At 45.7% G+C, this 22,627-nt stretch carries 20 protein-coding genes and 1 tRNA gene; 12 read left to right on the top strand and 9 right to left on the bottom strand.

What is annotated here, in order from left to right; genetic code table 11:
* Nucleotides 1–30 precede the first annotated feature (30 nt).
* From FIU99_RS10805 to FIU99_RS10795, 3 genes are all read left to right on the top strand, one after another.
* Nucleotides 31–2,460, top strand: coding sequence for a hybrid sensor histidine kinase/response regulator (locus FIU99_RS10805; RefSeq protein ID WP_039952549.1), 2,430 nt, complete (start codon nucleotides 31–33; stop codon nucleotides 2,458–2,460).
* Between the two features lie 224 nt (nucleotides 2,461–2,684).
* On the top strand, nucleotides 2,685–3,134 hold the full coding sequence (locus tag FIU99_RS10800) for an L-alanine exporter AlaE (RefSeq protein ID WP_006962833.1): 450 nt from the start codon (nucleotides 2,685–2,687) through the stop codon (nucleotides 3,132–3,134).
* A 146-nt stretch (nucleotides 3,135–3,280) separates the two neighbouring features.
* Nucleotides 3,281–3,368 (top strand) — tRNA-Ser (locus tag FIU99_RS10795).
* A 249-nt stretch (nucleotides 3,369–3,617) separates the two neighbouring features.
* On the opposite strand, the gene FIU99_RS10790 is transcribed toward FIU99_RS10795, so the two are convergent.
* Entirely contained in the window at nucleotides 3,618–4,079 is a 462-nt protein-coding gene (locus FIU99_RS10790; protein ID WP_038510532.1) for a VOC family protein, read from the bottom strand.
* 388 nt (nucleotides 4,080–4,467) lie between these two features.
* Here FIU99_RS10790 and FIU99_RS10785 point away from each other — a divergent pair, with 388 nt between their 5' ends.
* Together FIU99_RS10785 and FIU99_RS10780 are read left to right on the top strand one after the other, a co-directional pair.
* Nucleotides 4,468–5,559 carry an alkene reductase gene (locus FIU99_RS10785; protein WP_006962831.1) on the top strand — a complete coding sequence of 364 codons (1,092 nt, stop codon included), beginning with the start codon at nucleotides 4,468–4,470 and terminating at the stop codon, nucleotides 5,557–5,559.
* Nucleotides 5,560–5,610: 51 nt separating this feature from the next.
* Nucleotides 5,611–6,144 (top strand): YbhB/YbcL family Raf kinase inhibitor-like protein, encoded by a 534-nt coding sequence (locus FIU99_RS10780; RefSeq protein WP_006962830.1) that lies wholly within the window; start codon nucleotides 5,611–5,613, stop codon nucleotides 6,142–6,144.
* A 280-nt stretch (nucleotides 6,145–6,424) separates the two neighbouring features.
* Here the strand turns inward: FIU99_RS10780 and FIU99_RS10775 are convergent, their stop codons facing one another.
* From FIU99_RS10775 to manA, 3 genes are all read right to left on the bottom strand, one after another.
* Nucleotides 6,425–6,835: a PPC domain-containing DNA-binding protein gene (locus FIU99_RS10775; RefSeq protein ID WP_006962829.1), complete on the bottom strand. Its 411-nt coding sequence runs from the start codon at nucleotides 6,833–6,835 to the stop codon at nucleotides 6,425–6,427.
* 98 nt (nucleotides 6,836–6,933) lie between these two features.
* Nucleotides 6,934–8,091, bottom strand: a complete 1,158-nt coding sequence (locus tag FIU99_RS10770; protein WP_006962828.1) for a hypothetical protein — start codon at nucleotides 8,089–8,091, stop codon at nucleotides 6,934–6,936.
* Between the two features lie 307 nt (nucleotides 8,092–8,398).
* Nucleotides 8,399–9,583 (bottom strand): mannose-6-phosphate isomerase, class I, encoded by a 1,185-nt coding sequence (gene manA / locus FIU99_RS10765; protein WP_006962827.1) that lies wholly within the window; start codon nucleotides 9,581–9,583, stop codon nucleotides 8,399–8,401.
* 151 nt (nucleotides 9,584–9,734) lie between these two features.
* Between manA and FIU99_RS10760 the strand changes: the two genes are divergently transcribed.
* The gene (locus tag FIU99_RS10760; RefSeq protein WP_236612205.1) at nucleotides 9,735–10,649 is read left to right on the top strand and encodes an ROK family protein; all 915 of its coding nucleotides are present in this window, start codon (nucleotides 9,735–9,737) and stop codon (nucleotides 10,647–10,649) included.
* 8 nt (nucleotides 10,650–10,657) lie between these two features.
* Here the strand turns inward: FIU99_RS10760 and FIU99_RS10755 are convergent, their stop codons facing one another.
* From FIU99_RS10755 to FIU99_RS10740, 4 genes are all read right to left on the bottom strand, one after another.
* Complete coding sequence (locus FIU99_RS10755) at nucleotides 10,658–10,963, bottom strand: DUF1496 domain-containing protein (RefSeq protein ID WP_006962825.1); 306 nt, start codon at nucleotides 10,961–10,963, stop codon at nucleotides 10,658–10,660.
* 97 nt (nucleotides 10,964–11,060) lie between these two features.
* Nucleotides 11,061–11,954, bottom strand: coding sequence for a 1-aminocyclopropane-1-carboxylate deaminase/D-cysteine desulfhydrase (locus tag FIU99_RS10750; protein ID WP_006962824.1), 894 nt, complete (start codon nucleotides 11,952–11,954; stop codon nucleotides 11,061–11,063).
* Between the two features lie 67 nt (nucleotides 11,955–12,021).
* Nucleotides 12,022–13,290 carry a HAMP domain-containing sensor histidine kinase gene (locus FIU99_RS10745; RefSeq protein ID WP_152472275.1) on the bottom strand — a complete coding sequence of 423 codons (1,269 nt, stop codon included), beginning with the start codon at nucleotides 13,288–13,290 and terminating at the stop codon, nucleotides 12,022–12,024.
* The gene (locus FIU99_RS10740) at nucleotides 13,283–13,957 is read right to left on the bottom strand and encodes a response regulator transcription factor (RefSeq protein WP_006962822.1); all 675 of its coding nucleotides are present in this window, start codon (nucleotides 13,955–13,957) and stop codon (nucleotides 13,283–13,285) included. Before FIU99_RS10740 ends, FIU99_RS10745 begins: the two co-directional genes overlap by 8 nt.
* A gap of 214 nt (nucleotides 13,958–14,171) precedes the next feature.
* On the opposite strand from FIU99_RS10740, the gene FIU99_RS10735 reads away from it, so the two are divergent.
* The 6 genes from FIU99_RS10735 to fabV all read left to right on the top strand — a co-directional run bounded on the left by FIU99_RS10735 (nucleotide 14,172) and on the right by fabV (nucleotide 21,676).
* Nucleotides 14,172–15,173 (top strand): glycosyltransferase family 2 protein, encoded by a 1,002-nt coding sequence (locus FIU99_RS10735; RefSeq protein ID WP_006962821.1) that lies wholly within the window; start codon nucleotides 14,172–14,174, stop codon nucleotides 15,171–15,173.
* A complete protein-coding gene (locus FIU99_RS10730) occupies nucleotides 15,170–16,573 on the top strand; it encodes a glycosyltransferase family 39 protein (protein WP_006962820.1) in 1,404 nt (467 codons plus the stop codon). The genes FIU99_RS10735 and FIU99_RS10730 overlap by 4 nt, the downstream gene beginning before the upstream one ends.
* A complete protein-coding gene (locus FIU99_RS10725) occupies nucleotides 16,570–16,980 on the top strand; it encodes a GtrA family protein (protein WP_039952545.1) in 411 nt (136 codons plus the stop codon). The genes FIU99_RS10730 and FIU99_RS10725 overlap by 4 nt, the downstream gene beginning before the upstream one ends.
* Nucleotides 16,981–17,316: 336 nt before the next feature.
* Nucleotides 17,317–17,943, top strand: coding sequence for a TetR/AcrR family transcriptional regulator (locus tag FIU99_RS10720; RefSeq protein WP_006962818.1), 627 nt, complete (start codon nucleotides 17,317–17,319; stop codon nucleotides 17,941–17,943).
* A 65-nt stretch (nucleotides 17,944–18,008) separates the two neighbouring features.
* Nucleotides 18,009–20,294 carry an acyl-CoA dehydrogenase gene (locus tag FIU99_RS10715; protein WP_152472274.1) on the top strand — a complete coding sequence of 762 codons (2,286 nt, stop codon included), beginning with the start codon at nucleotides 18,009–18,011 and terminating at the stop codon, nucleotides 20,292–20,294.
* A 179-nt stretch (nucleotides 20,295–20,473) separates the two neighbouring features.
* Nucleotides 20,474–21,676, top strand: coding sequence for an enoyl-ACP reductase FabV (fabV, locus tag FIU99_RS10710; RefSeq protein ID WP_006962816.1), 1,203 nt, complete (start codon nucleotides 20,474–20,476; stop codon nucleotides 21,674–21,676).
* Between the two features lie 55 nt (nucleotides 21,677–21,731).
* Here fabV and xthA read toward each other — a convergent pair whose 3' ends face one another.
* Entirely contained in the window at nucleotides 21,732–22,538 is an 807-nt protein-coding gene (xthA, locus tag FIU99_RS10705; RefSeq protein ID WP_006962815.1) for an exodeoxyribonuclease III, read from the bottom strand.
* Nucleotides 22,539–22,627 lie beyond the last annotated feature (89 nt).

Here is a 22,627-nt window from a genome sequence, read left to right as displayed (position 1 = left end):
TGGAGTTAAACGGACAAAATTCAAAGGCTTATGGAAATTCGTTCCTCCCTCAAAAGAAAGAGCTTTTTGGCGCTCGCCATGTATATGGCGTTGCTGATTGCGATCATTGGTACTGTGAGCTATTTGGTGGTGGAGCCACCTATTAGGGATCAGTTAGAAAAGAATTTGGACCTGAGAACGCAAATAATAGCCGCTGAGATCAAAGAGCCTTTGAACAGTTCTCTGGGCATACTCCAGAGTGTGGTCAGTATCGGTAATACTCATGAATCGCAGAGCCATCAGGAAGAGATGCTGTTTGAGTTATTTTCGGTAATCGATGGTGTCGCGGTCAGTGGTGGACTTTGGCCAATTCCTTATTCAATCGAGGAAGGCAAAGCTTATAAAAGCTTGTTTTTCAATCGAGCCAGTGATGGACAGATAGATCAAGTATTCTCTTGGGATAACCCAGAGTCTGGCGGCTATGACAAAGAATCTTGGTATACCTCTGTTGTTGGTAAGCCAATGGGCACGGTTTCTTGGTCACAGGTGTATATCGATCCTTTTACCCATGTCCAGATGATCACCGCTTCTTCTCCTTATTACGTCGATGATGTTTTCGCCGGTGTGGCAACGGTAGACATATCGCTCGAAAGCCTAGTTGCCTTTGTGCGTAAGCATGCTGAAGAGTATGAATTAGGCGTGGTGCTAAAAGACTCATATGGTGATGTCATTACTGAGCACAATTTCCAGGTAGTGGAGGGCATTTACATCAGTAGTACCGACTTCGGCGACTTTAAATGGTACATCGATGTTGTGAATGCGAATCGCTTGGTGACAGAGCAAGTCTATGATCTAGTCTCTAAAGTTGAAGCCGGCATCATACCGATTATGCTTGCTTGTGTGATGATGGGGTATTTCCTTATCAATCGCTTCCTTATTTCACCTATCGTGATTATTGCTCAGAAGGTTGATGACTCTATAGAAGGAGGCATCATCGATTTGCGTTACAACAGTCAAGATGAGATTAAACACCTGATCGAGACGTTTAATCAAAAAACCGTATTCCTGGAAGCCGAAAAGCAGAAAGCCCAAGCTTCAACCAAAGCGAAAAGCGCCTTTTTAGCCACATTATCACACGAGATTCGGACGCCAATGAACGGCGTACTGGGCACTGCTCAGATATTGCTTAAAACAGACTTGAGTGAAGAACAGCAGAAGCACATGAAAACGCTCTATGAGTCTGGCGACCATATGATGACACTGCTCAATGAAATTCTCGATTTCTCTAAAATTGAACAAGGCCATTTGGAGCTTGAAAACAATCCGTTCCCGCTAGAGGCCATCATTGGCAGTATTAATAGTGTCTATTTTACGCTGTGCTCTGAAAAAGGGCTGCAGTTCAAGGTTTATTCCGAAGTGCCACCTGATCGCTGGTATATGTCAGACAAGGCACGCCTGCGTCAGATACTATTCAACTTGCTCAACAATGCGGTCAAGTTCACCTCACGCGGATATGTTGAGGTGTATTTCAAGGAGGTAGAAAAGCAGGGGCAAAACTACTTAGAAATCAAAGTCCGAGATACGGGAATAGGAATAGCAAAAGAAGCTCAACAAAAGATATTCAAACCTTTCGAACAAGCGGAGTCTTCTACAACTCGCCGATTTGGTGGTACAGGTTTAGGCTTGGCGATCGTCAAGCAGTTGTGTGACCTCATGAATGGTAGCGTGACATTGACCAGTGAGCTGGGTATAGGTACCAGTTTTGATGCTCTGGTTGCGATGGACCGCTGCGAGCCTCGAAATCAAGACGCCAAAGAGCACCGCAAGTTGAATTACAACGGCCTGAAGGCACTGATTGTTGAAGATAACCGGACCAATGCCATAATCATTAACACCTTCATGAGTAACAAAGGTTTTGAGTGTGAAGTGGTAGAAAATGGCGAGTTGGCTATCCATGCGATAGCAAACAATGAATATGACTTAATTCTAATGGACAACCACATGCCAGTAATGGATGGCGTGGAGGCTACTTCTGCAATCCGCTCACTTCCTAGCTCTAAATCTAAAATCCTTATATTAGGCTGCACAGCTGACGTATTTAAAGAAACCCGAGAGCGTATGCTTGGAGTGGGGGTTGATTACATTGTCTCGAAGCCTATTGATGAAAACGAACTTGACGATGCGCTCTATCGATATTCTGAACGCCTTTATCAATATAAACCCACACTATTAAAGAGTTCGAATGCTGAAGATGAAGAGACAGAGTCATTGTTGCTGACGTTCTATATGGCTCTAGAGAATGGTGACCTAGAAGAAGCACAAGAGCATTTTCAAGCCCTGAAAGCGGCGACAACAGGCATTGAAGATAACCACTTGGAAGAAACCCTGAAAGCGATACAGATGAAGCTTACACTAGGCGAGGTTCCTTCCCAATCAGATTTGGACGTATTAACGGTTCTACTAAAAGACTTCTGTAAGTAAATTACGTAATTTTGATTAATTTGTGAGCAGATTGAGGATTTGTAGCGAATTGTTCTAACCTTTTTACTGAATTTGGTGGTTTATTTACTGCCTTTGCATGAATTTGAAATCTAAAACTGCATAAATCATGAAATAATAGTTTTATGTGCTGGTAATTTAAATTTTATCCAGTTTATATCACTACTTTAATTGTTTTAATTTGGATTTATATACTGAGGTTTTAGATGAAGCCGCGTGGGCCGTTTTGTATTCGTAATGCAGCAGCAGACACTTTTGCTATGGTGGTATTCTGCTTTATTTCTGGGATGATCATAGAAATCTTTATTTCCGGGATGACGTTCGAACAATCTCTGGCTTCACGAACCCTTTCTATTCCCGTGAATATTGCGATTGCTTGGCCATACGGCATGTTCCGAGATTTCATGCTTAGGCAAGGTGAGCGAGTCTCATCCACGAGTATGATGAAGAATATGTCCGACTTGCTTGCTTATGTACTGTTTCAATCGCCAGTGTATGCTGCGATCCTATTTGCAGTTGGCGCATCAAGTGATCAAATCCTAACGGCGGTAACCTCGAATGCAGTGATCTCATGTGGAATGGGTGTCTTGTATGGTTACTTTCTCGATATGTGCCGCAAGTGGTTTAGAGTACCGGGTTACTATCAGCAAGCCTGATTTTGCAGGAAATCTGGTCGAATTAGCCATTAAGTAATCAAACGATCAATGAGTGACGCTTTTTTTCCTCATTAGGCTTGACCTAACCTAATAGAATCATTAAATTAGCGCCTCGTTGGTGAGCAAAACCAACCACAATTTGATTCGGTGAGTTGTCCGAGTGGCTGAAGGAGCACGCCTGGAAAGTGTGTATACGGCAACGTATCGAGAGTTCGAATCTCTCACTCACCGCCACATTTTAAAAAAGACGTCCTAGGACGTCTTTTTTTGTGCCTCAACTTCATAAAACAAGCCGCAGCTCTCGATACTTGTTTGAAGCTTACCTAGCGAACAAATTTAGCGATTAATGCAGAATTCATCCAGATAGTTTACCTTCTGATCTTATCGGCTGATAAAGCGATACAGCAAGAGCAAAACGGGTTTAGCATAAAATTCATCAGCGGCTAGATATCCCCTAAAATCAAAGAGAAAACGCCCACATTGTTAAGTGAGCTCGACCACGGGTAAGAGGGAGCCTACTATTTTGTTGTCGGGTGAAAAAGGGAAAATAATTTCAATCGTGATACCGTTTGGATCGTCGAAAAAGATCTGATGCTCATTGATTTGCGGGATCACGCGTTCACGAAAAGGAATCTTCAGGTGAGCCAAGTGCCGCTGAGTTGATGCAAGGTGGTGGCCTTTGAATGAGATATGGTCTATGGCCCCTGAGCCTGATTGGCCTTCTTTGCCTCCTAAATAATCCACCAGAGCTTTGGGAGTATGCCCTTCAGAGAGAGACACTAGATGTAAAATAGGGTTTCCATCATCGTCATACATCCAAGCACCTGGAAAAGCAAATTGAGGGCGAGGGCCGCGCTGTAGCCCAAGAGACTGTTCAAAGAACTGTATGGTTATATCTAGGTTAGAGGTTCTGATGGTAAAGTGATCGATGGCCTTTATACGCATATGACTACCTTGTGCCTGAAGGGAAAACGTATACTCCACAATACGTGATCGGTGACGGCAAAGAGAAGGGCAGCTAATCTAAAAACACTTTTCATTCGAACCGAATAATCTATACCTACCCTACCGACACACTAGTCATAGGCTTGTCGAACCCTTGTTCGCTGTCACTTTGTTTATGGTGTCATGCTGTCAACTTCTTGCTCTTGAGTGGAGGGGCTCACCCATTCGGTTACTCATACGTCATTGTTTAGCTGAGCCAAATAGTTAATTCAGATTTACACCAATTATCAAACTAACTCTGATCAATATACTGATTCCATGATTACCAGGTCGGCTGGAGTTCGTGAGCAATCATCCCAGTGACCAAGACTTAACTGAGGAACCGATGATGAGCAAACTGTTTGATACAACACAACTAAAGCAACTGGATCTGCAAAACCGTGTTGTGATGGCTCCCATGACCCGAGCGCGCACTAGCCAGCCGGGTAATATACCTAACCCAATGATGGCAACCTATTATCAGCAACGCGCGACCGCGGGCTTAATTATTTCTGAAGCGACACAGATTTCTGACGATTCACAAGGCTATTCTTTCACTCCGGGCGTCTACACCGATGAACAAGTGGCGGGTTGGAAAACCGTGACTCAAGCGGTCAAACAACAAGGCGCAGTGATGTTTTGCCAGCTATGGCATGTGGGTCGAGTATCGCACCCAAGTTTTCAAAACGGCGAGCAACCTATCGCACCATCGGCCCTGAAACCCGTAGATACGCAAGTGTGGATCGCTGACGAGAATGGCAACGGTAATATGGTGGATTGTGTCGAGCCAAGAGCCATGTCTCAGGCGGATATTGACCGAGTGGTGAGCGATTTTGCTTACGCGGCAAAGCGTGCGATTGAAGCGGGTTTCGATGGCATTGAAATCCACGGTGGTAACGGTTACTTGATTGATCAGTTCCTGCGTACAAACTCCAATCACAGAACCGATCAATACGGTGGAACTCAGGCAAACCGCATACGCTTTTTATTGGAGGTGGTCGATGCTGTGAGTGTTGCCATTGGCGCCGATAAAGTCGGAGTACGACTGGCACCTTTCATCACGTTTAAGGATATGAATTGCCCAGAGATTGTCGCGACGATTCTACAGGCGTCTCAGCAACTTCAAGCTCGCGACATTGCCTACTTACACCTGTCGGAGGCCGATTGGGATGATGCGCCAGTGATTCCTGAAAGCTTTAGACAAGAGCTGCGCAACTACTTCACCAACACCATCATTGTCGCCGGCAGTTACACTCAGCAACGTGCGGAGACTGTACTCGAAAAAGGGTATGCAGATTTAGTTGCTTTTGGACGTCCGTATGTTTCTAACCCAGATTTAGTCGCACGCCTAAGGCATCAACAGCCTCTGCAGGATCTGGACGGTGCGACACTGTTTGGTGGTGATGAACGCGGGTATACCGATTACCCCACGTATGGCTAAAGGCACTAGGCTCAACGCCGCAACTTTTAAACAAAATAGGAAAGGACAACAATGAAAAAGATAGCCAAATCCTTACTGGCAGTAGGAATCCTAACGACGAGCTCTGTTCAGGCGTTTGAACTCATGAGCGAAGACATTATTGAAGGCCACCCGATGCAGAAAACCTTTGAGTATCAAGGTTGGGGTTGTGATGGTGACAATATGTCTCCGCAGCTGACGTGGAAGGGTGCGCCTGCTGGGACCAAGAGCTATGCGATTTCTGTATACGATCCCGATGCGCCTACAGGCAGTGGTTTCTGGCATTGGTTGGCGTTTGACATTCCAGCTTCCGTCAAAGCATTACCTCGTGGAGCAGACATTAACAAGTTAGGTGGGACGGAATCACGCATCGACTTTGGCACCACTGGGTATGGCGGTGCATGTCCGCCAGCTGGGGATGGTATGCATCGCTACCAGTTTACAGTTTGGGCGCTGCCTACCGCCAGCTTAGAACTCAATCCACAAACACCCGCGGCAGTGGTTGGGTTTACCTTAAACAGTGTGGCTTTAGGTAAAGCGACATTAACCGCAACGTATACGCGCTAGACAGCACAAAGCTCAGAGCGTATTTTAATTATTGCTTACTCAAAAGGCCGCATACATTACTCATGCCGAATAGTTAAGCCAAAAATGAACGTTTGAACGATCCTACGAAGATATAAAAATCCAAGTGTATTCATGCGCTTGGGTTTTTATGTTCTCAATGTAAGATCTAAACAACGTACATGATTTTTCAGATGAGCCGCATGTTTGTGGCCTGTCAGACTGATGATCATCCTGAGATGATAGATGGGTGTCTTAGAGAAACTGGGGTCACTACCATTCCTCATTTCTTATTTCGACACTCCCCAACTACCAACTCGGTATACCCCGTTGCTTCATCCTGCTCTCTTGAAAAGCTTTGGTTAGGGTACTTGTGAAGGATCAGTTCGGCGGTGGTGTCTATGATGCTGTTTTCGAGAAGGTGTCCACCAATGACTTTCCCTTCGCTATCTGCAACGGAAATGTGGATGTGTTGGTGGTTTGGGGTCAGTGTTCCCATCACGGAAACAATTTCAAAAGGCTGAGTTAGTGTTATAGATTGTTCAGCACCTGCCAAGCGCATGCTAATTTGTTCTAAACACCCTACACAAGATGCAATAGACCCTGCTTGAATATCATATTGTGTCACCAGAGACTGGATTTGCTTTTTTAAGTCTTGGCCTTTGGTGAGTCGAACAGCGATTGGCTGAATCATAGTTGGTTCTCGGTGATAAAAGTGTTGTGTTTAATGCAAAAAGGAGCAAATTGATTGCTCCTTTAAGTCGTTTACAGGTTGAGTCCGAGTTTCATGAGTTAAATTCCGTGAATCCGAAATACTGCGGCTCCAATATAGCTGCTGCCGCCTATTTCTTGCTTAGGCGCAACAAGTAACCTGTGATGATTGAGGCCGATGTTTGTACTACCGCCAATATTGTGGCTATCTGCTTGATAGTACTCGTTGATGTCATACAAGTTACCTTCTGTATCCCAAATCTGTGGGCGATCAAAGTAGTAACCGGACATCACTTGTCGGGCTGAGCCTAGAATCATACCACCTTCTGTAATGGAGTCGATGCTTGTGGCGCCATAAGGTGACTCGGTCAATTGAGTAAAGCTCGATGGGTCATTGAGGTTTATTGTCCATGGACGAGTATATAAGCTGGCATCGACACCAACGATATCGCCGGAGTTATTGATGCTCATAGCCACTGAACCATATGGGTATAAAGCTTGTGGTACGTCGAGTTTATGATGTGTGTTGGCGGTATCCCAATAGCTTGCAAACTCGCCATCAGGGATAAACTCATCGTATGCACCACCTACTGCGATCCCGTTTATGTTACCGGCACTAACACGTTCAAATCCTTGAGATTCTCCGCCTCCTCCCGGCAAAATAGTCAATCCCTCATTGTTTGACCATGTCCATGCTAAAATGCCGCGCGCGCCGTTATGAGTGAAGAAATTGGTAAAGCCAAATACTTCTCCATGAACATTGACGTCGTAAGGGAAATTACTTGGATTCGATCCCAATTGATTTTCTGCAATGAATTTGGCGATTTCCCTATCGACTTCCTGATTGAGTTTTACTATTTCGCCGTCAGCTTTCCAAAATACTGCTTGGCACCCTGAGTGCGTAAAACAAGCTGTACCCACTGCGTCACCATTGTCATTGACTGCGTACAACTCAGATTGTGTCAGGTTAGGTGCAGTCAGCCATTCTACATTGGCTTCTGCTCCTTCTTGCGACCAACGGAAGCCAGCTCTGCTCAGCTCTGGTGCGCCCTCCCAATCCCAGTCGCCATTAGAAAAACCGACAACGTAATTGCCATCACTTATATCACGAGGGTATCCAGGAAGCTCAGCTTCAAGTGTGACTGTGATTTGATTTTGATTGGCTTCAGCGATTGCGGAAGCCGTAGTTACTGCCGAAAATACAACAAGTGGAAGTAAACTTGATCTAAACGGTTTCATACCTATCCCTATTATTCATCATTTAACAAGATCGCATACAACAGTCCATATGAATCAATGCGATATCCATATTGAACAATTTAATGTTGAAAAATTGTTAATGATTAAGAATGAATGATGATGCCATTTTCTTAAGGTATGAATTTTTAATGATATTTATGCTGTTGATAGAAAATTCAATTGATAGATATTTTCAACTATTTATCTATTTTTTGAGTGAGGAGAATTTTATGCGACTAGTTGCTTTTCTTTGGCAATAAAAAAGCCCACTCAATAGTGGGCTCTATGAATTGTCAGAGTACGTAGCCTAGTGAGCTCTTGCAACAGAGCCTTTAGAGCTCACGTTAATCGCTTGAGTAGAGTAAGGAACAAATGCTGACTGGCCTCGGCTTAACACTAGCCTCTCTGTACCTGAATGAAGCGTTACATCGCTATCAATAGCGAAGATTATCTCAGCGCGGTTTAGCTCGAGCTGCTTACTTTCTGGCTGCTTAAGAACAGAAAACTTAAAGTCTTCAACAGGCACTGGGAAGTTGAGCTCACCCTCGTTAGCGACAGGTTGCGTTAAGATTTTACCTTTATCCAGCGCTTCAAATTTGCAGCTGCTCACCAATTCTTCAACGTCCATATATTTTGGCGTCAAACCCGCTCGCAATACGTTATCCGAGTTGGCCATGATCTCTAGACCTGTACCTTTGATGTAGGCGTGAGGGGTTCCCGCATCTAAGAACATCGCTTCGCCTGGTTGAAGCTCAAGCACATTAAGCATTAGAGGGGCGAGGAGACCGACATCGTTAGGGTACTGGGTGTTCAATTCCACAACCAGTGCCGCTAATGAATCTTCGCTGTTATTAGCCCAGCTTAGCAATGCATCTAAGGCATCGGATTTTTTGCCGCCATCCAGTTCTAGCATGGCTTTGAAGAATGCCTGCAGACCTTCTGACGTAAGGTTCTCGCGAAAAGCATCAATATCCTGCTGCAGAGCATGAGCATTGATCTCATCAAACAGCGTAATCATCTCTTCGAAGTCGCGGAAGCCATTCATGGCCATATAAGGCGTTAGAGCGTACACCAGCTCTGGCTTGTGATTAGGGTCTTTGTAGTTACGGTTAGAGGCATTACGCTCAATGCCTGCTTTATCCTCTCTGGCAAACCCTTCTTCCGCTTGTGCTTTGGACGGGTGAACCTGAATGGAGAGTGCTTGCGCGGCGGCAAGTACTTTGAAAAGAAACGGCAGTTCACCGAAACGCTGCTGAGTTTCTGTGCCAATGGTTTGCTCTGGGCTCTGGTTGATAAAATCAGACAGTAGGACGGTCTCATTCTCTAACTGAATTTTTGAACATCCATTCGGGTGAGCACCCATCCAGATTTCAGCCTGAGGCTGTTGCTCAGGGTTTGCAATACCAAATAGCGTGTTAATCGAATCTCGGCTACCCCAAGGGTAGTTTTGAATGACGTTTTCCAGAAGGAAAAATGGAGCAGAGTTAGACATTCTTATACCTTACAAAACAAATGCAGCTAGCAAAAAAGCCCAAACGAATAGGCCTAAACAACCGTAGTTTACAAACTTGCCAATATCATGAGCAAGATAAAAGAGATAAGAGTGTGACTGTGTCATGATGAGGTGAAACTTTCAGGTGTTTATGAAGAGGAAAACTATGCTAGTTGGGCTAGATATTGGTGGTACGAAAATAGAAGGTGTAGGTCTGGATAAGGAGACTTATGCAACCTTAGTCAAACATCGTGAACCGACCAATACAGAAAGCTATCAGGGTTTTCTGGAATCGGTATTAGCTGTGATAAAAGAGGTGGAGAAGCACGGCGAAATCCATTCTATCGGCATCGGATGTTGTGGTTCGGTAGGCAATGATGGTTTGATGCAAGGGGCCAATGTCACCGTGCTCAATGGTCAGGACTTTATCGGCGATTTAAACCGCTACATTGATGTTCCTGTTGCTTTAGCCAACGATGCTGATTGCCTTGCTTTGTCAGAGTTCAAAGATGGGGCTGCGAAAGGTGCACAGCATTCGTGTGTCGCCATCATCATTGGCACGGGCTGCGGCTCAGGTGTGGTCATCAATAACGGCTTAGTGACAGGTTTGAACAAACTGGGTGGAGAGTTAGGGCACAATCCTTTGCCTGGATACGATAAAAACAAAGACGGTCAGCCTATTGAATGTTATTGCGGGTCGTTGAACTGTACAGAGTCATTTGTGTCTGGCACCGGATTTGGTCGCTTGTTCTCTGAAAAATACTATCCAGCAGATTCCAAACAAATCATGGCGTTATGTGCCGAGGGCGATTTAGATGCACAACAGCATTTTGATCTCTATTGTGATCAACTGGCGCGCGTGTGTGCATCCATCGTCAACTTTGTCGATCCAGAAGTGATAGTGCTGGGTGGAGGCATGTCGAATGTTGAAGCGATTTACCCGCTGGTGAATGAAAAGCTGAACTTATACACCTTTAATAAATCAGCAAAAACGCGCATTGTGAAGAATGTCCACGGTGACTCGTCCGGCGTACGAGGCGCAGCGTTTTTGCACTCACTTAGCTAGTTCGCCAATCATTTAATCGAATAGCTTTTAACTTTTGGGTTACTTTCTTTTGGCTCGACTTGAGTTTGGCTGTTGAGAGGCGCCCATTTTAACGCACCATTGGTTTCAAAATCGTTGGCTTCGGTACAAATCATGTAGTGTTCGCCAACTTGGAGTATTGCGCCCAGAGAATAGCCCTGGTCTTGGTAGTAACACACTCGCTTGGCGGCTTCGCTTCCATCGATGGCAATGACGGCTTTACCGGGCGTCGTAATAACGTTTGCCGAAGCGGATACCGATGCCAGCAATAGCAAAGTGTATAGATTGATTCGCATAAACTCTCCTTAGATTAACCCGTAGGATATAGGCGACCAGTTCTGAATCGCGATTAAGTTGCTACCGAGAAAAATGTGTGGTTGTGTTTACTTCTCTTCAATCTCCAAATTTACGCTGATAACGAGGCAACATACTTTCGTTTCCCAGCAAGCCACCTTGATGCACATAAATGATCGTTTTTTCTGGGTTTTCTTCAGACCAAGATTGTAAACATTGCCACATCATTGGGTCATAAAGCAGGTCAAACTCAACATTCGTTTGTTCCAGAAGTTTACGCCAGATTCCATAATCTTGACGATAAAGTTTGCCAAAATGGTGTTTGTTCTCTAGCTCAAGTATCTGAGGGAAATCGGTTTCACCGAGCTGCTTAAATTGCTCTATTAAATAGTCTTTGCCGCCGACACAAGGGCAGGTCAGCACGTCGATTCCATGAAGTTTTAGAAAGCGATGCAAGTACAATGCTGTTGTGCCAGTACCTGATGGTAGTGCGACGACAAACTCTTTACCTGTTTCGAATCTAGTCCAAGACAGTATTTCACGGGCAAGTTGCTCAATGCCCAGTCTGGCATCGGTGGAGCGACCACCTTCTTCGACGACTAGGCAGGTGGAATCTGGTCGACGGACAGCTTTAATGAATTCAGCAGGATGAAGGTTGATCTCATTGACAGGGATGATGCTCGCACCAAGGTCTAGCGCACCTCGATAGTTACCAATCGGCCGTTCCACTAACCATTGGGGAATGTGGTCAACGTAAAACTCCAGAGACCAGCCTTTGATAGCGCACAGGGCCGCTAATGAGTAAAGTGAGTTTGCTTGCGCACTGCCATAGCTAATCAATGTGGTGACGTCTGGATAGTTTCCATCTAACAGCGTCATGAACTTGCGAGCTTTGTTGCCACTAAAGTGGCTATGTAGTTGATCATCCCGTTTGAGGTAAAACGTGGTTCCATCAAATTGGTGCTGAGTTATTGGTGTATCGCAAAGTTTCATCAGATTCGTTGAGAGATAAAATGGACGATTATCTTACCTGATTTCACTTTAAAAGCATGAATATGGATCAAAACAGGATGCGCGCGCTACAGCCTCGTCTAGGGTGATTTTCCAGCTCAAATGACCAGCCATAGCGCTGGCTTAAATCATCGACGATCAGAAGCCCTAGTCCGTGTCCATCTGCGTTGGGCGTTTCACTTAACCCTGGCCCGTCGTCGATAATCACCAACTGCTGCTCTGACAGGTCAATGGTAATCTCTCCCTCCGCGGACGCCGCGATAGCATTACGAATTAAATTGCCCAGAATCATATTCATGACCGCAGGGGTAGCCCTTACGGTAGGCAGCCCTTCAATCGTTAGTCGGATAGCTATGTTTTTCTCGGTCGCTTGAACGGAATTGGCATCGACAATCGATTGAAGCTCTGCTTCTTCGATGCCTCTCAAAGGCGCGTCATCGACATTTCGCTCGTAGCGAACGATGGAGAGCAAGGCATCCACCATAGTTGTCATTTGTGTCGTCGCATCTTCTATCCGACTGATTTGCCGTTCCTGAAATTCGGAGTGCTCTGAACGAGACAGCAATTTGTTGGCACCTTTGACGACGGTAAGCGGTGTGCGCAGCTCATGGCTGGCGTAACGTGCAAAGGCTTGTTCGCGTTTGAGTGCAAGGTTAAGGTCTTGCCGGTATTGGTTGAGTTGTTCGGTTAATGCTTGAAACTCGTCCGCGGCTCCTTCACGAATCGTAAAGGCTTGCGTGGCGCTACCTGAGTGACTTTCCAGCTGTTTAGCGATTTCATTGACGGGTTCAATCAAGCGTGTTGAGAGACGATATAACAAGGTACCAAACAGAAACATCAACACTGAAACAAAGCTGATGACAATCACACCTGAATAGATGAATTCATCCGTCGCGAACTCAACTTGATCGATCAGAGACAGCAGAACGACGACTTTCTTTTCACCTTTATCGGTATAGTAGCCCTTGTAAACCATGTGCCCGTTGGGAGACAACGTGGAGCCAACCTCTCCAAGATAAGTGTCGTAAGTATCCGTATACTTTCGATAAAAGTCAGGCACTAACGATAAGTCGTTATAGGCTCGGGTAAGGGCATCAATCTGAATTTCACCATCTTCACCAGCAATAAAACGCGCGACAGCTTCATCTCTGTCAATTAGAATCCTGCGCTCCCCCACTCGATCTTCTGACCATTGGAGCGATAGAGTAAAGATGAGGAAAATGACGACGCCTATGATGCAGGAAATCGTCGTGAAAAACAGCGCCAATCGACCAGTCAGCGAACGCGTACTAGAGAGAACTCGGTTCACGTTAGACATCCTCTAGACGAAAGCCAATTTTTGGCAATGTGGTTAACATTGGTTGGGCGAAAGGCTTATCGAGTTGGTTACGTAGTTGGTAGATATGACTTCGCAGGACGTCATTATTGGGTTCTTTTTCTTGCCAAAGCTTTTCAGAAATCTCTTGGCGGGTCAGGATCTCAGGCGCCTTGTGACATAGTGCCTCAAGGATGGTGTAGGTAGTAGGATTGAGCGCGAGTAACTTGCCTTCTCGGAATGCTTGACGTGTTTTTTGATCGATTTTCAGGCTGCCAAAACTCAATACGGTGTTGGCGACCTGTCCCCGATAGCGCTTTACCAATGCATGCATACGGGCTTCAAGAATCTCCAAATCAAAAGGTTTGGTTAGGTAATCATCTGCACCATGCTCAAACCCTTTTAGCATGTCTTCACGATTATCCAGTGCGGTGAGCATCAAAACAGGGGTATTGTTACCAGCTTCTCGCAGTTTATTGCATACCGTTAAGCCGTCCATTCGCGGTAGCATCAAGTCCAATAAAATCAGGTCAAAATTCTCGCTGAGTGCAAGTTGCAAACCCAGCTCGCCATTGTCTGCGTAGTCGAGCTCCATCCCCATACTTTCGAAGTAATCAAACAGAATACCGGCTACTTCCCGGTTGTCTTCGACCAATAAAATTTTGTTCATGCAACGGCTCTCTATTTCTATCGCCTTATGACAGCAAAACCTGCGTGGAAAAAACGTGAACAACATCGTTTTCACGTTGCGATTGATAATCTGCCAAAAAGTCGCAGAAGCTGGGCGGGACAGCGAGTTAGGTTTCCATCTCAGCTTCTTTTAGATAATCAATACGTATAGTGAAGCATCTCATGGTACGTATGCAACTATAGTGAGTTTTGCTATGGGGCTAGTCAATTCGGTACCAAACAGACTAAAAGCAGTGACATTATCGGTCATTGTTCCTTACTACAACGAAGCAGAGGTTTTGCCTGAGCTGCACCAGCGGATAACTGAGGTGCTGAGCGCTCTGCCAGATTCCTGCGAAATCATCTATGTGGACGATGGCAGCAGCGACAACAGCTTACAGTTGGTCGAATCCTTTACCGCTGACGGTTGCACGATTCGCAGCATTGGGCTGAGCCGTAATTTTGGCAAAGAAGCAGCAATGAGCGCTGGGCTGGAGCATTCTCGCGGGCTGGCAGTGATACTTATCGATGCTGATCTACAAGACCCGCCCGAGTTGATTCCTCAAATGCTAGCCAAGTGGCGTGAGGGTTATGACGTGGTCAATATGCAGCGCACGGAAAGGCAGGGGGAAACTTGGTTTAAAAGAGCCTCTGCTGCCGCGTTCTATCGTTTGCTCAATACACTCGTCAAATCGGACATTCCAGAAAATGTAGGTGATTTCAGGCTGTTAAGCCGTGAAGTAGTGGATCATATAAACCAACTGCCTGAGCGCAATCGTTACATGAAGGGCATCTTCGTTTGGCCGGGATTTAAACAAGCGACGTTGCCTTTTCAACGTGATGCGCGTTTCTGCGGCGAAACCAAATGGAATTATCTCAAGCTGATCGGGCTGGCGGTGGACGGCATCACTTCTTTTTCTATTAAACCACTACGTTTAGCCACCTTGCTTGGCGTTCTGATTGCAGGAAGTGCGTTTGGGTACGGTGCTTTTATCGTGTTTAAAACCCTACTTTTTGGTGAAACCGTCACAGGTTACCCGTCAATGATGGTGGTCCAACTCGCTCTGGGAGGGATTCAACTGCTGAGTATTGGCGTGCTTGGTGAGTATATCGGCCGCATTTTTATTGAATCCAAAGCGCGACCGCTTTATTTGGTTCAATCCGTCAGTGAGAAACCAGCAACCACTCAATATCAACAATTGGAGAAACGCGCGTGAGTTTTAATCGAGTCCACTTATGGGCGCTGCTAGGTGTTGCATTACTTATTCGCTTGTTGAGTTTGGGGGCTTACCCACTGATGGATACGACAGAGGCGCGCTATGGTGAAATGGCGCGTCTGATGATTGAAACCAATAACTGGATCACACCGCAGTTTGATTATGGAGTGCCTTTCTGGGGAAAGCCGCCCTTATTCACTTGGTTAAGTGCTGGTGGTATCGAATTGTTTGGTATCAATGAGTTTGCGGTGCGTGCTCCCCATTGGTTGGCTGGAGTCATAGTGATCGCTTTGATGGCGTACTTTGCAAATCGACAAGGCTTCAGTGGGCTGATCACGGCGCTGGTTTTAGCCACGTGCGGTATTTTTTCCATTGCGGCAGGCGCGGTGATGACGGATATGGCGCTGACGTTAGGGCTGTCGCTCGCTATGATAGGCTTTTACCTGTGTTGGCAAGGCTCTAAGCCTTGGGGGTATTTCGGTTTTGTTGGCTTGGCGATTGGCTTACTGGCGAAAGGGCCACTGGTTATTGTCTTGATGGGCTTAGCGGTTGTGCCATGGCTGGTGGTTCAGCATGGTTTGCTGGGTGCATTCAAAGTGCTTTGGCAACGCTTTCCAGTATTGGGAGGCAGTCTACTTATGCTGATTATCGCTCTTCCATGGTATTTCGCCGCTGAAGCGGCAACCCCAGGTTTTCTAGATTATTTTATTGTTGGCGAACACTTTAACCGTTTTCTGGTGAGTGGCTGGCAGGGTGATCTCTACGGCACTGCCCACGATGAACCGAGAGGAACCATCTGGTTGTTCTGGCTCTATTCAGCTGCGCCATGGTCGATAGTATTGCCCATCGTTTTTTGGTTGAAACGCAAAAAATTGGGGCGAGACATCATACTAAAAGATGGCATCTTTAGTTTTCTTGTGTGCTGGATGCTCGCTCCTATGCTTTTGTTTACCTTTTCAGGCAACATTCTTCCTGCCTATGTGTTACCGGGTGTTCCTGCGATTGGAATGCTTATGGCGATACTGCTTTCGGATGTGCGAGAGGATAAGAAGTGGTTCAAAGTAACGGCAGGCATCTTGCCTTGTTTGTTAATTGCCGCTGTTATCTACATTCAGCTTGGAGTAGGGGATCGTAAAAGTGACAAGGTCATTTTTCGTAATGCTGATCCTCAGGTAGTAACGTATTACGTAGGGAACCGCCCGTTCTCAGGTCAGTTCTACAGCCATGGTCAGGCCAAGCAGCTCACAGACAGTTCTGTTCTGAATCGATTGGATAAGGTTCAGTTGATTGGTGAGAAGAGTCAGGTGGAGCAACTGGTCAAAGAGAAGAAGATGAGTTGCGCGATTGATTTTGTCGCCGATAGCAAACGTGCATTATATCGATGTGATCGAAACTCATGATGAACAAATTATGGCGTTTTGCCCTAGTCGGGGGCGTTGGCTTTATCGCTGATGCCTCTCTTTTTGCCTTACTGTTTTATGCCATTGGGTTGCCGATATTGGACTCGCGCATTGTGGCTTTTCTCTTTGCGGCAACGGTAACTTGGTTAGGCAATCGTGTTTTTACCTTTGAGAGTCGAAATCCATCTGGGAAATTCTTGCAGTGGGTGAAATTTATGGGGTGTGCCACGTTTTCCGCTGTGCCCAATTTCGGAGTATTCAAACTCACCACTTATTATTGGGGAAGTGAAGGCGTGTTGGCGATGTTCGCGCTGGTCTTGGGTGTGCTTGCTGGAATGTTGAGTAATTTTTTGCTGAGTCATTGGTGGGTATTTCGTACTCAACGTCACTTACAAACTGAGCGGTAGTAGCAAATAAAAAAAGCCCAGAGCAAACTGGCTCTGGGCTGATACAAAACATAGGAGTTAATAAGAAAAAGCAGCGTAAATTAGTAGTGTCAGTCAAGAAAACAAGTTTTACGGCCTGTAAACTTAAGAAGGCTCTGCTAACTACACTTATTCAGACTCTCGTTATTCAATTCAGTTCCATTCACAGTGAAAATTTTTTTAATTTTTTCTTCAGAGGCTTACAACACATAACTTGCAATCTGGTCGGACCAATCTTCAAAAATGTGATGTTAAAAACTTGTTGGTTAATTGTTTCGGTTGTATATTTCAAACAGTTGTTTAATACGAGTGATTGAAATGTCGATGAGAAATACGACCAAAGAGAAAATCCTAGATGTTGCGGAAGCTCTGTTTGCTGAACATGGTTTCAATGACACGTCATTGCGCACGATTACCAGCAAAGCGGGTGTCAACCTAGCTTCTGTGAACTATCACTTTGGCGACAAGAAAACTCTGGTTAGAGCGGTTTTAAACCGTTATCTGGAAGCTTTCATGCCAGCGGTTCAAGATGCGTTGATCAATCTTAATCTTAATGAAAGTTACGAAATGGCGGATGTGTTTGAATCGCTAAGAGGGCCACTGCGTGCACTCAACGATGTCAGACCGAATGGAACCAGCCGTTTTATGCTGTTGATTGGTCGTGGCTATACCGATGTGCAAGGCCACTTACGTTGGTTCATCACCACTCGTTATCAGGATGCGTTATCTCTGTTTACTCAATCAGTGATGAAAGCGAATCCTAAGCTGTCTCAGGAAGAATTATTTTGGCGACTCCATTTTACGCTGGGTACGTGCGTATTCACTATGGCTTCAAGCCAAGCGTTAATGGAAATCGCAGAAAATGCATACGGAAAGCAGATGGACGCGAAATCTGTTGTCGATCAGCTTATTCCATACTTAGCAGCAGGTGTAGCGGCTGAGTAACACAAAAATCGAAACATAAAACAAATATAAATTGGACCACCAACTGTGAACAAAAGGATCTGATTATGTGCTCTCTACGTAGAAAATGGGTCAGTGACCCAGCTTTCAAAATGTTTAAAAAAGTACTGCCACCGCTTTCCAGCACGGAGAAGGAAGCAATGGAAGCGGGTAGCGTTTGGTGGGATGGGGAGCTGTTTTCAGGTCGCCCAGACTTCTCCAAGCTGCACAAGTATCCAACACCAACGTTAACTGCGGAGGAGCAATCCTTCGTTGATAACGAGTTGGAAACCCTGCTTAGCATGCTAGACGATCATAAGATCGTAAAAGAAGACCGTGACCTACCCCCTGAGGTTTGGGAATACCTACGTAAAGAGCGTTTCTTCTCACTCATCATTTCAAAAGAATACGGTGGTCGAGAGTTCTCTGCATTAGCCAACTCAACAATCGTTACACGTATCGCAACGCGCAGTATTAGTGCAGCGGTGTGTGTGATGGTACCTAACTCTTTAGGCCCGGGTGAACTGCTTTCTCACTATGGTACTCAAGAACAAAAAGATTACTGGTTGCCACGTTTAGCCGATGGTACCGACATTCCATGTTTTGCCCTAACGGGCCCTGAAGCCGGTTCTGACGCTGGCGGTATCCCTGATGATGGCATCGTTTGTTATGGCGAACACGAAGGCAAAGAAGTGTTGGGTATCCGCCTTAACTGGAATAAGCGCTACATTACGTTAGCACCAGTAGCAACGGTACTTGGCCTTGCATTCAAGATGTACGATCCTGATGGTTTAATGGGCGATAAGAAAGAGTTAGGCATTACTTGTGCGCTTATCCCAGCGTCCCACAAAGGGGTTGAAATTGGTGAACGTCATGACCCACTAGGTCTTGCGTTTATGAATGGTCCAACGCGCGGGAAAGACGTTTTCATTCCGATGGAATGGCTGATCGGTGGTCAGGATTACGCAGGTAAAGGCTGGCGTATGTTGGTGGAATGTCTTTCTGCGGGTCGTGGTATTTCTCTACCGGCACTAGGTACCGCAGTTGGTCACCTAACGTCACGTACTACGGGCGCTTACGCTTATGTTCGTAAACAGTTTGGTATGTCGATTGGTAAGTTTGAAGGTGTTGCTGAGGCGATGGGCCGAATCGGTGGCCTGACTTACTTGCTTGAAGCGACGCGTACTCTAACGACAACGTCTCTGGATCTTAAAGAGAAGCCAGGCATTGTGACTGCGATTGCCAAATACCATATGACAGAAATGGCGCGTACTATTCTCAATGACTCAATGGATATTCATTCTGGTCGAGCGATTCAGGATGGTCCGATGAACTATCTAGCGTCGCCTTACCTCGGTATTCCGGTAGCAATCACGGTGGAAGGTGCAAACATTCTGACCCGTAACCTGATGATTTTTGGTCAAGGTGCTACTCGCTGTCACCCATACGTATTGAAAGAGATGGAAGCCGCGGCAAATCCTGATGAGAAACAAGGCGCTAAAGAGTTTGATGACTTGCTGTTCAAACACATCGCTCACGCGACCAAGAACACTTTTGGCGCATTTGGTGCAGCCCTTACAGGCTCTCGCTTTATCAAAGCCGATATGAGTGGCCCAACTCAAGGTTACTACAAAGATCTGACACGTATAAGTCGTGCGTTGGCAGTGAGTGCAGATATTGCGATGGCCACCTTGGGTGGTGATCTAAAACGTAAAGAAATGATTTCTGCCCGCCTTGGTGATGTTCTGGCTTACCTTTACATGGGGTCAGCGGCGCTTAAGAAGTACGAAGACGAAGGGCGTCAGCAGCAAGATCTTGATTACGTACATTACGCTGTTCAACACTGTTTGCATAACGCCGCGAAATCACTGCAAGAAGCGTTTACTAACTACCCGCAAAAAGCGGTCGGCCGCCTACTCAAAGTGTTGATCTTCCCATTAGGGAATCACTTTGCTAAGCCAAGCGACAAACTGACAGTGAAATTGGCAGAAAGCTTGATGACACCAGGAGCGCACCGAGACCGTCTGACGCACCTTTGCTATGTTGGCAAAGAAGCAGATGATAGCGTTGGTCTAATGGAGAATGCCTTCCTTGCGATGTATGGTGTGAAGAGCCTTGAACGTAAACTGATGCGTGCTGCTAAAGAAGGTAAAGTTGCTCGTAAAGGCCTACTTAAAGATCGTCTGGCACAAGCGCTAGAAGCCAATGTGTTAACTCAGGACGAAGTCGACCAAATCGTTGCAGCAGATGCGCTGCGCTACAAAGCGATTCAAGTCGATGACTTTAGCCACGACTTTAGCGAAGTGAGAACAGGTAAAGCTCGGGTAAAGCCAAAGTTAGATAGCGTGGCTTAGAGCTAGCTGACCGATATTGAGTAAAGGCACCTTAATGGGTGCCTTTCTTTTTGCTCGAAATCTAAAACTTGTATGAAAGAGCTCCAACCACTTGCATTTTACCGACATTTTTACAGAAATTAGATGCGAACTGGCGTTGAACCTTTTATCCTAGCGAAGTTTTTTAAAGGAAGTTGAATATGATCATCAAACCTAGAATTCGTGGATTTATCTGTACTACAACGCACCCTGTGGGTTGTGAAGCTAACGTAAAAGAACAAATTGCTTACACAAAAGCACAAGGCCCAATCAAAAACGCGCCTAAGCGTGTTCTTGTTGTTGGTGCTTCAAGTGGCTACGGTCTATCTTCTCGTATCGCTGCGGCATTTGGTGGCGGCGCTTCAACTATCGGTGTGTTCTTTGAAAAAGAAGGCACAGAGAAAAAGCCAGGCACAGCAGGTTTCTACAACTCAGTTGCATTCGAAAAGCTTGCACGTGAAGAAGGTCTTTACGCGAAGAGCCTGAATGGCGACGCTTTCTCTAACGAAGCGAAGCAAAAAACAATCGACCTAATCAAAGAAGATCTAGGCCAAATCGATATGGTGGTTTACTCACTGGCTTCTCCAGTACGTAAAATGCCAGAAACAGGTGAAGTGATTCGTTCGTCTCTAAAACCAATTGGTGAGACTTACACTTCAACAGCCGTAGACACCAACAAAGACGTCATCATCGAAGCAAGCGTTGAGCCTGCAACGGAAGAAGAAATCAAAGACACTGTCACAGTAATGGGCGGTGAAGATTGGGAACTTTGGATCAACGCATTGTCTGAAGCTGGCGTTCTAGCTGAAGGTTGTAAGACAGTTGCATACAGCTACATCGGTACTGAGCTGACTTGGCCAATCTACTGGGATGGTGCGCTAGGTAAAGCGAAAATGGATCTAGACCGCGCTGCGACGGCTCTTAACGAGAAGCTTTCAGCAACAGGCGGAACAGCAAACGTAGCGGTATTGAAGTCCGTCGTGACTCAAGCAAGTTCAGCAATTCCTGTTATGCCACTGTACATCGCAATGGTATTTAAGAAAATGCGTGAAGAAGGCGTACACGAAGGCTGTATGGAGCAAATCTTCCGCATGTTCAGCCAGCGTCTATACAAAGAAGATGGCTCTGCGCCTGAAGTCGACGACAAGAACCGCCTACGTCTGGATGACTGGGAACTACGTGACGATATTCAACAGCATTGTCGTGACCTGTGGCCACAAATCACGTCTGAGAATCTAAAAGAGCTAACTGACTACGTTGAGTATAAAGAAGAGTTCTTGAAGCTATTTGGTTTTGGTGCGGAAGGCGTCGATTATGACGCTGATGTTAACCCAGACTACAAAGCAGACTTTATTGCTATCTAATTGATTGCACTGCGTTAAAAACAAAATCCGGAGCCTAGGCTCCGGATTTTTTGTTTTACTTAAACGTTGACCAAATCGGTGCGTGATCTGATGGTTTTTCGATGCCACGCAGCTCGTAGTCGATATCTGATTCAATACATTTCTCGGCGAGTTTTGGAGTCGCGAGTACAACGTCAATGCGCAGACCACGGTTGTCATCGAAACCACGTGAACGGTAATCAAACCACGAAAATCGGTCTTCTACCTCTGGGTGGAGTTGACGGAAGGTATCCACAAATCCCCAGTCCATTAATGTTTTCAACCATTCACGCTCTTCTGGTTGGAAAGAACATTTGCCCGTCTTTAACCAGCGCTTACGGTTAGGTTCACCAATACCGATATCGGCATCAATTGGGCTTATATTAATGTCACCCATCACGATAAGCTGTTCGTCGTTGTTGTGGTGATCATTAAGGTAAGTCATCAAGTCTTTGTAGAACTGGCGTTTGTACGGGTACTTGGTTTCGTGGCTGATGTTGTCACCCTGTGGAAAGTAGCCGTTGAGCACGGTGACTTTCTCGCCATTGTCGTCTTCAAACGTCGCCATGATCATACGTTTCTGGTGATCTTCATTGTCAGTAGGAAAGCCTTTCTGCACAGAAAGCGGTTCTTTCTTACATAGCATGGCAACACCGTAGTGTGCTTTCTGACCATGGAAGTAGACTTTATAGCCCATAGCTTCAACGTCTTCGATAGGGAAGGCTTCATCATGTACTTTGATCTCTTGAAGACCGATTACGTCTGGCTGATGTTTATCGATGACAGCTTGCAGTTGATGCAAGCGTGCGCGAAGACCATTGATGTTAAAGCTGATAACTTTCATTTTTATTCCTTGTTATTGAAATAATTCAACGAATCGAAATTTCCCCAGATATTACCACTTTCTTTAGTAACCGCCTAAAGTTAACAGTT

The organism is Vibrio sp. THAF64 (assembly GCF_009363455.1).
Taxonomy (GTDB): domain Bacteria; phylum Pseudomonadota; class Gammaproteobacteria; order Enterobacterales; family Vibrionaceae; genus Vibrio; species Vibrio coralliilyticus.
This window is presented reverse-complemented; position numbering and strand designations above follow the sequence as displayed.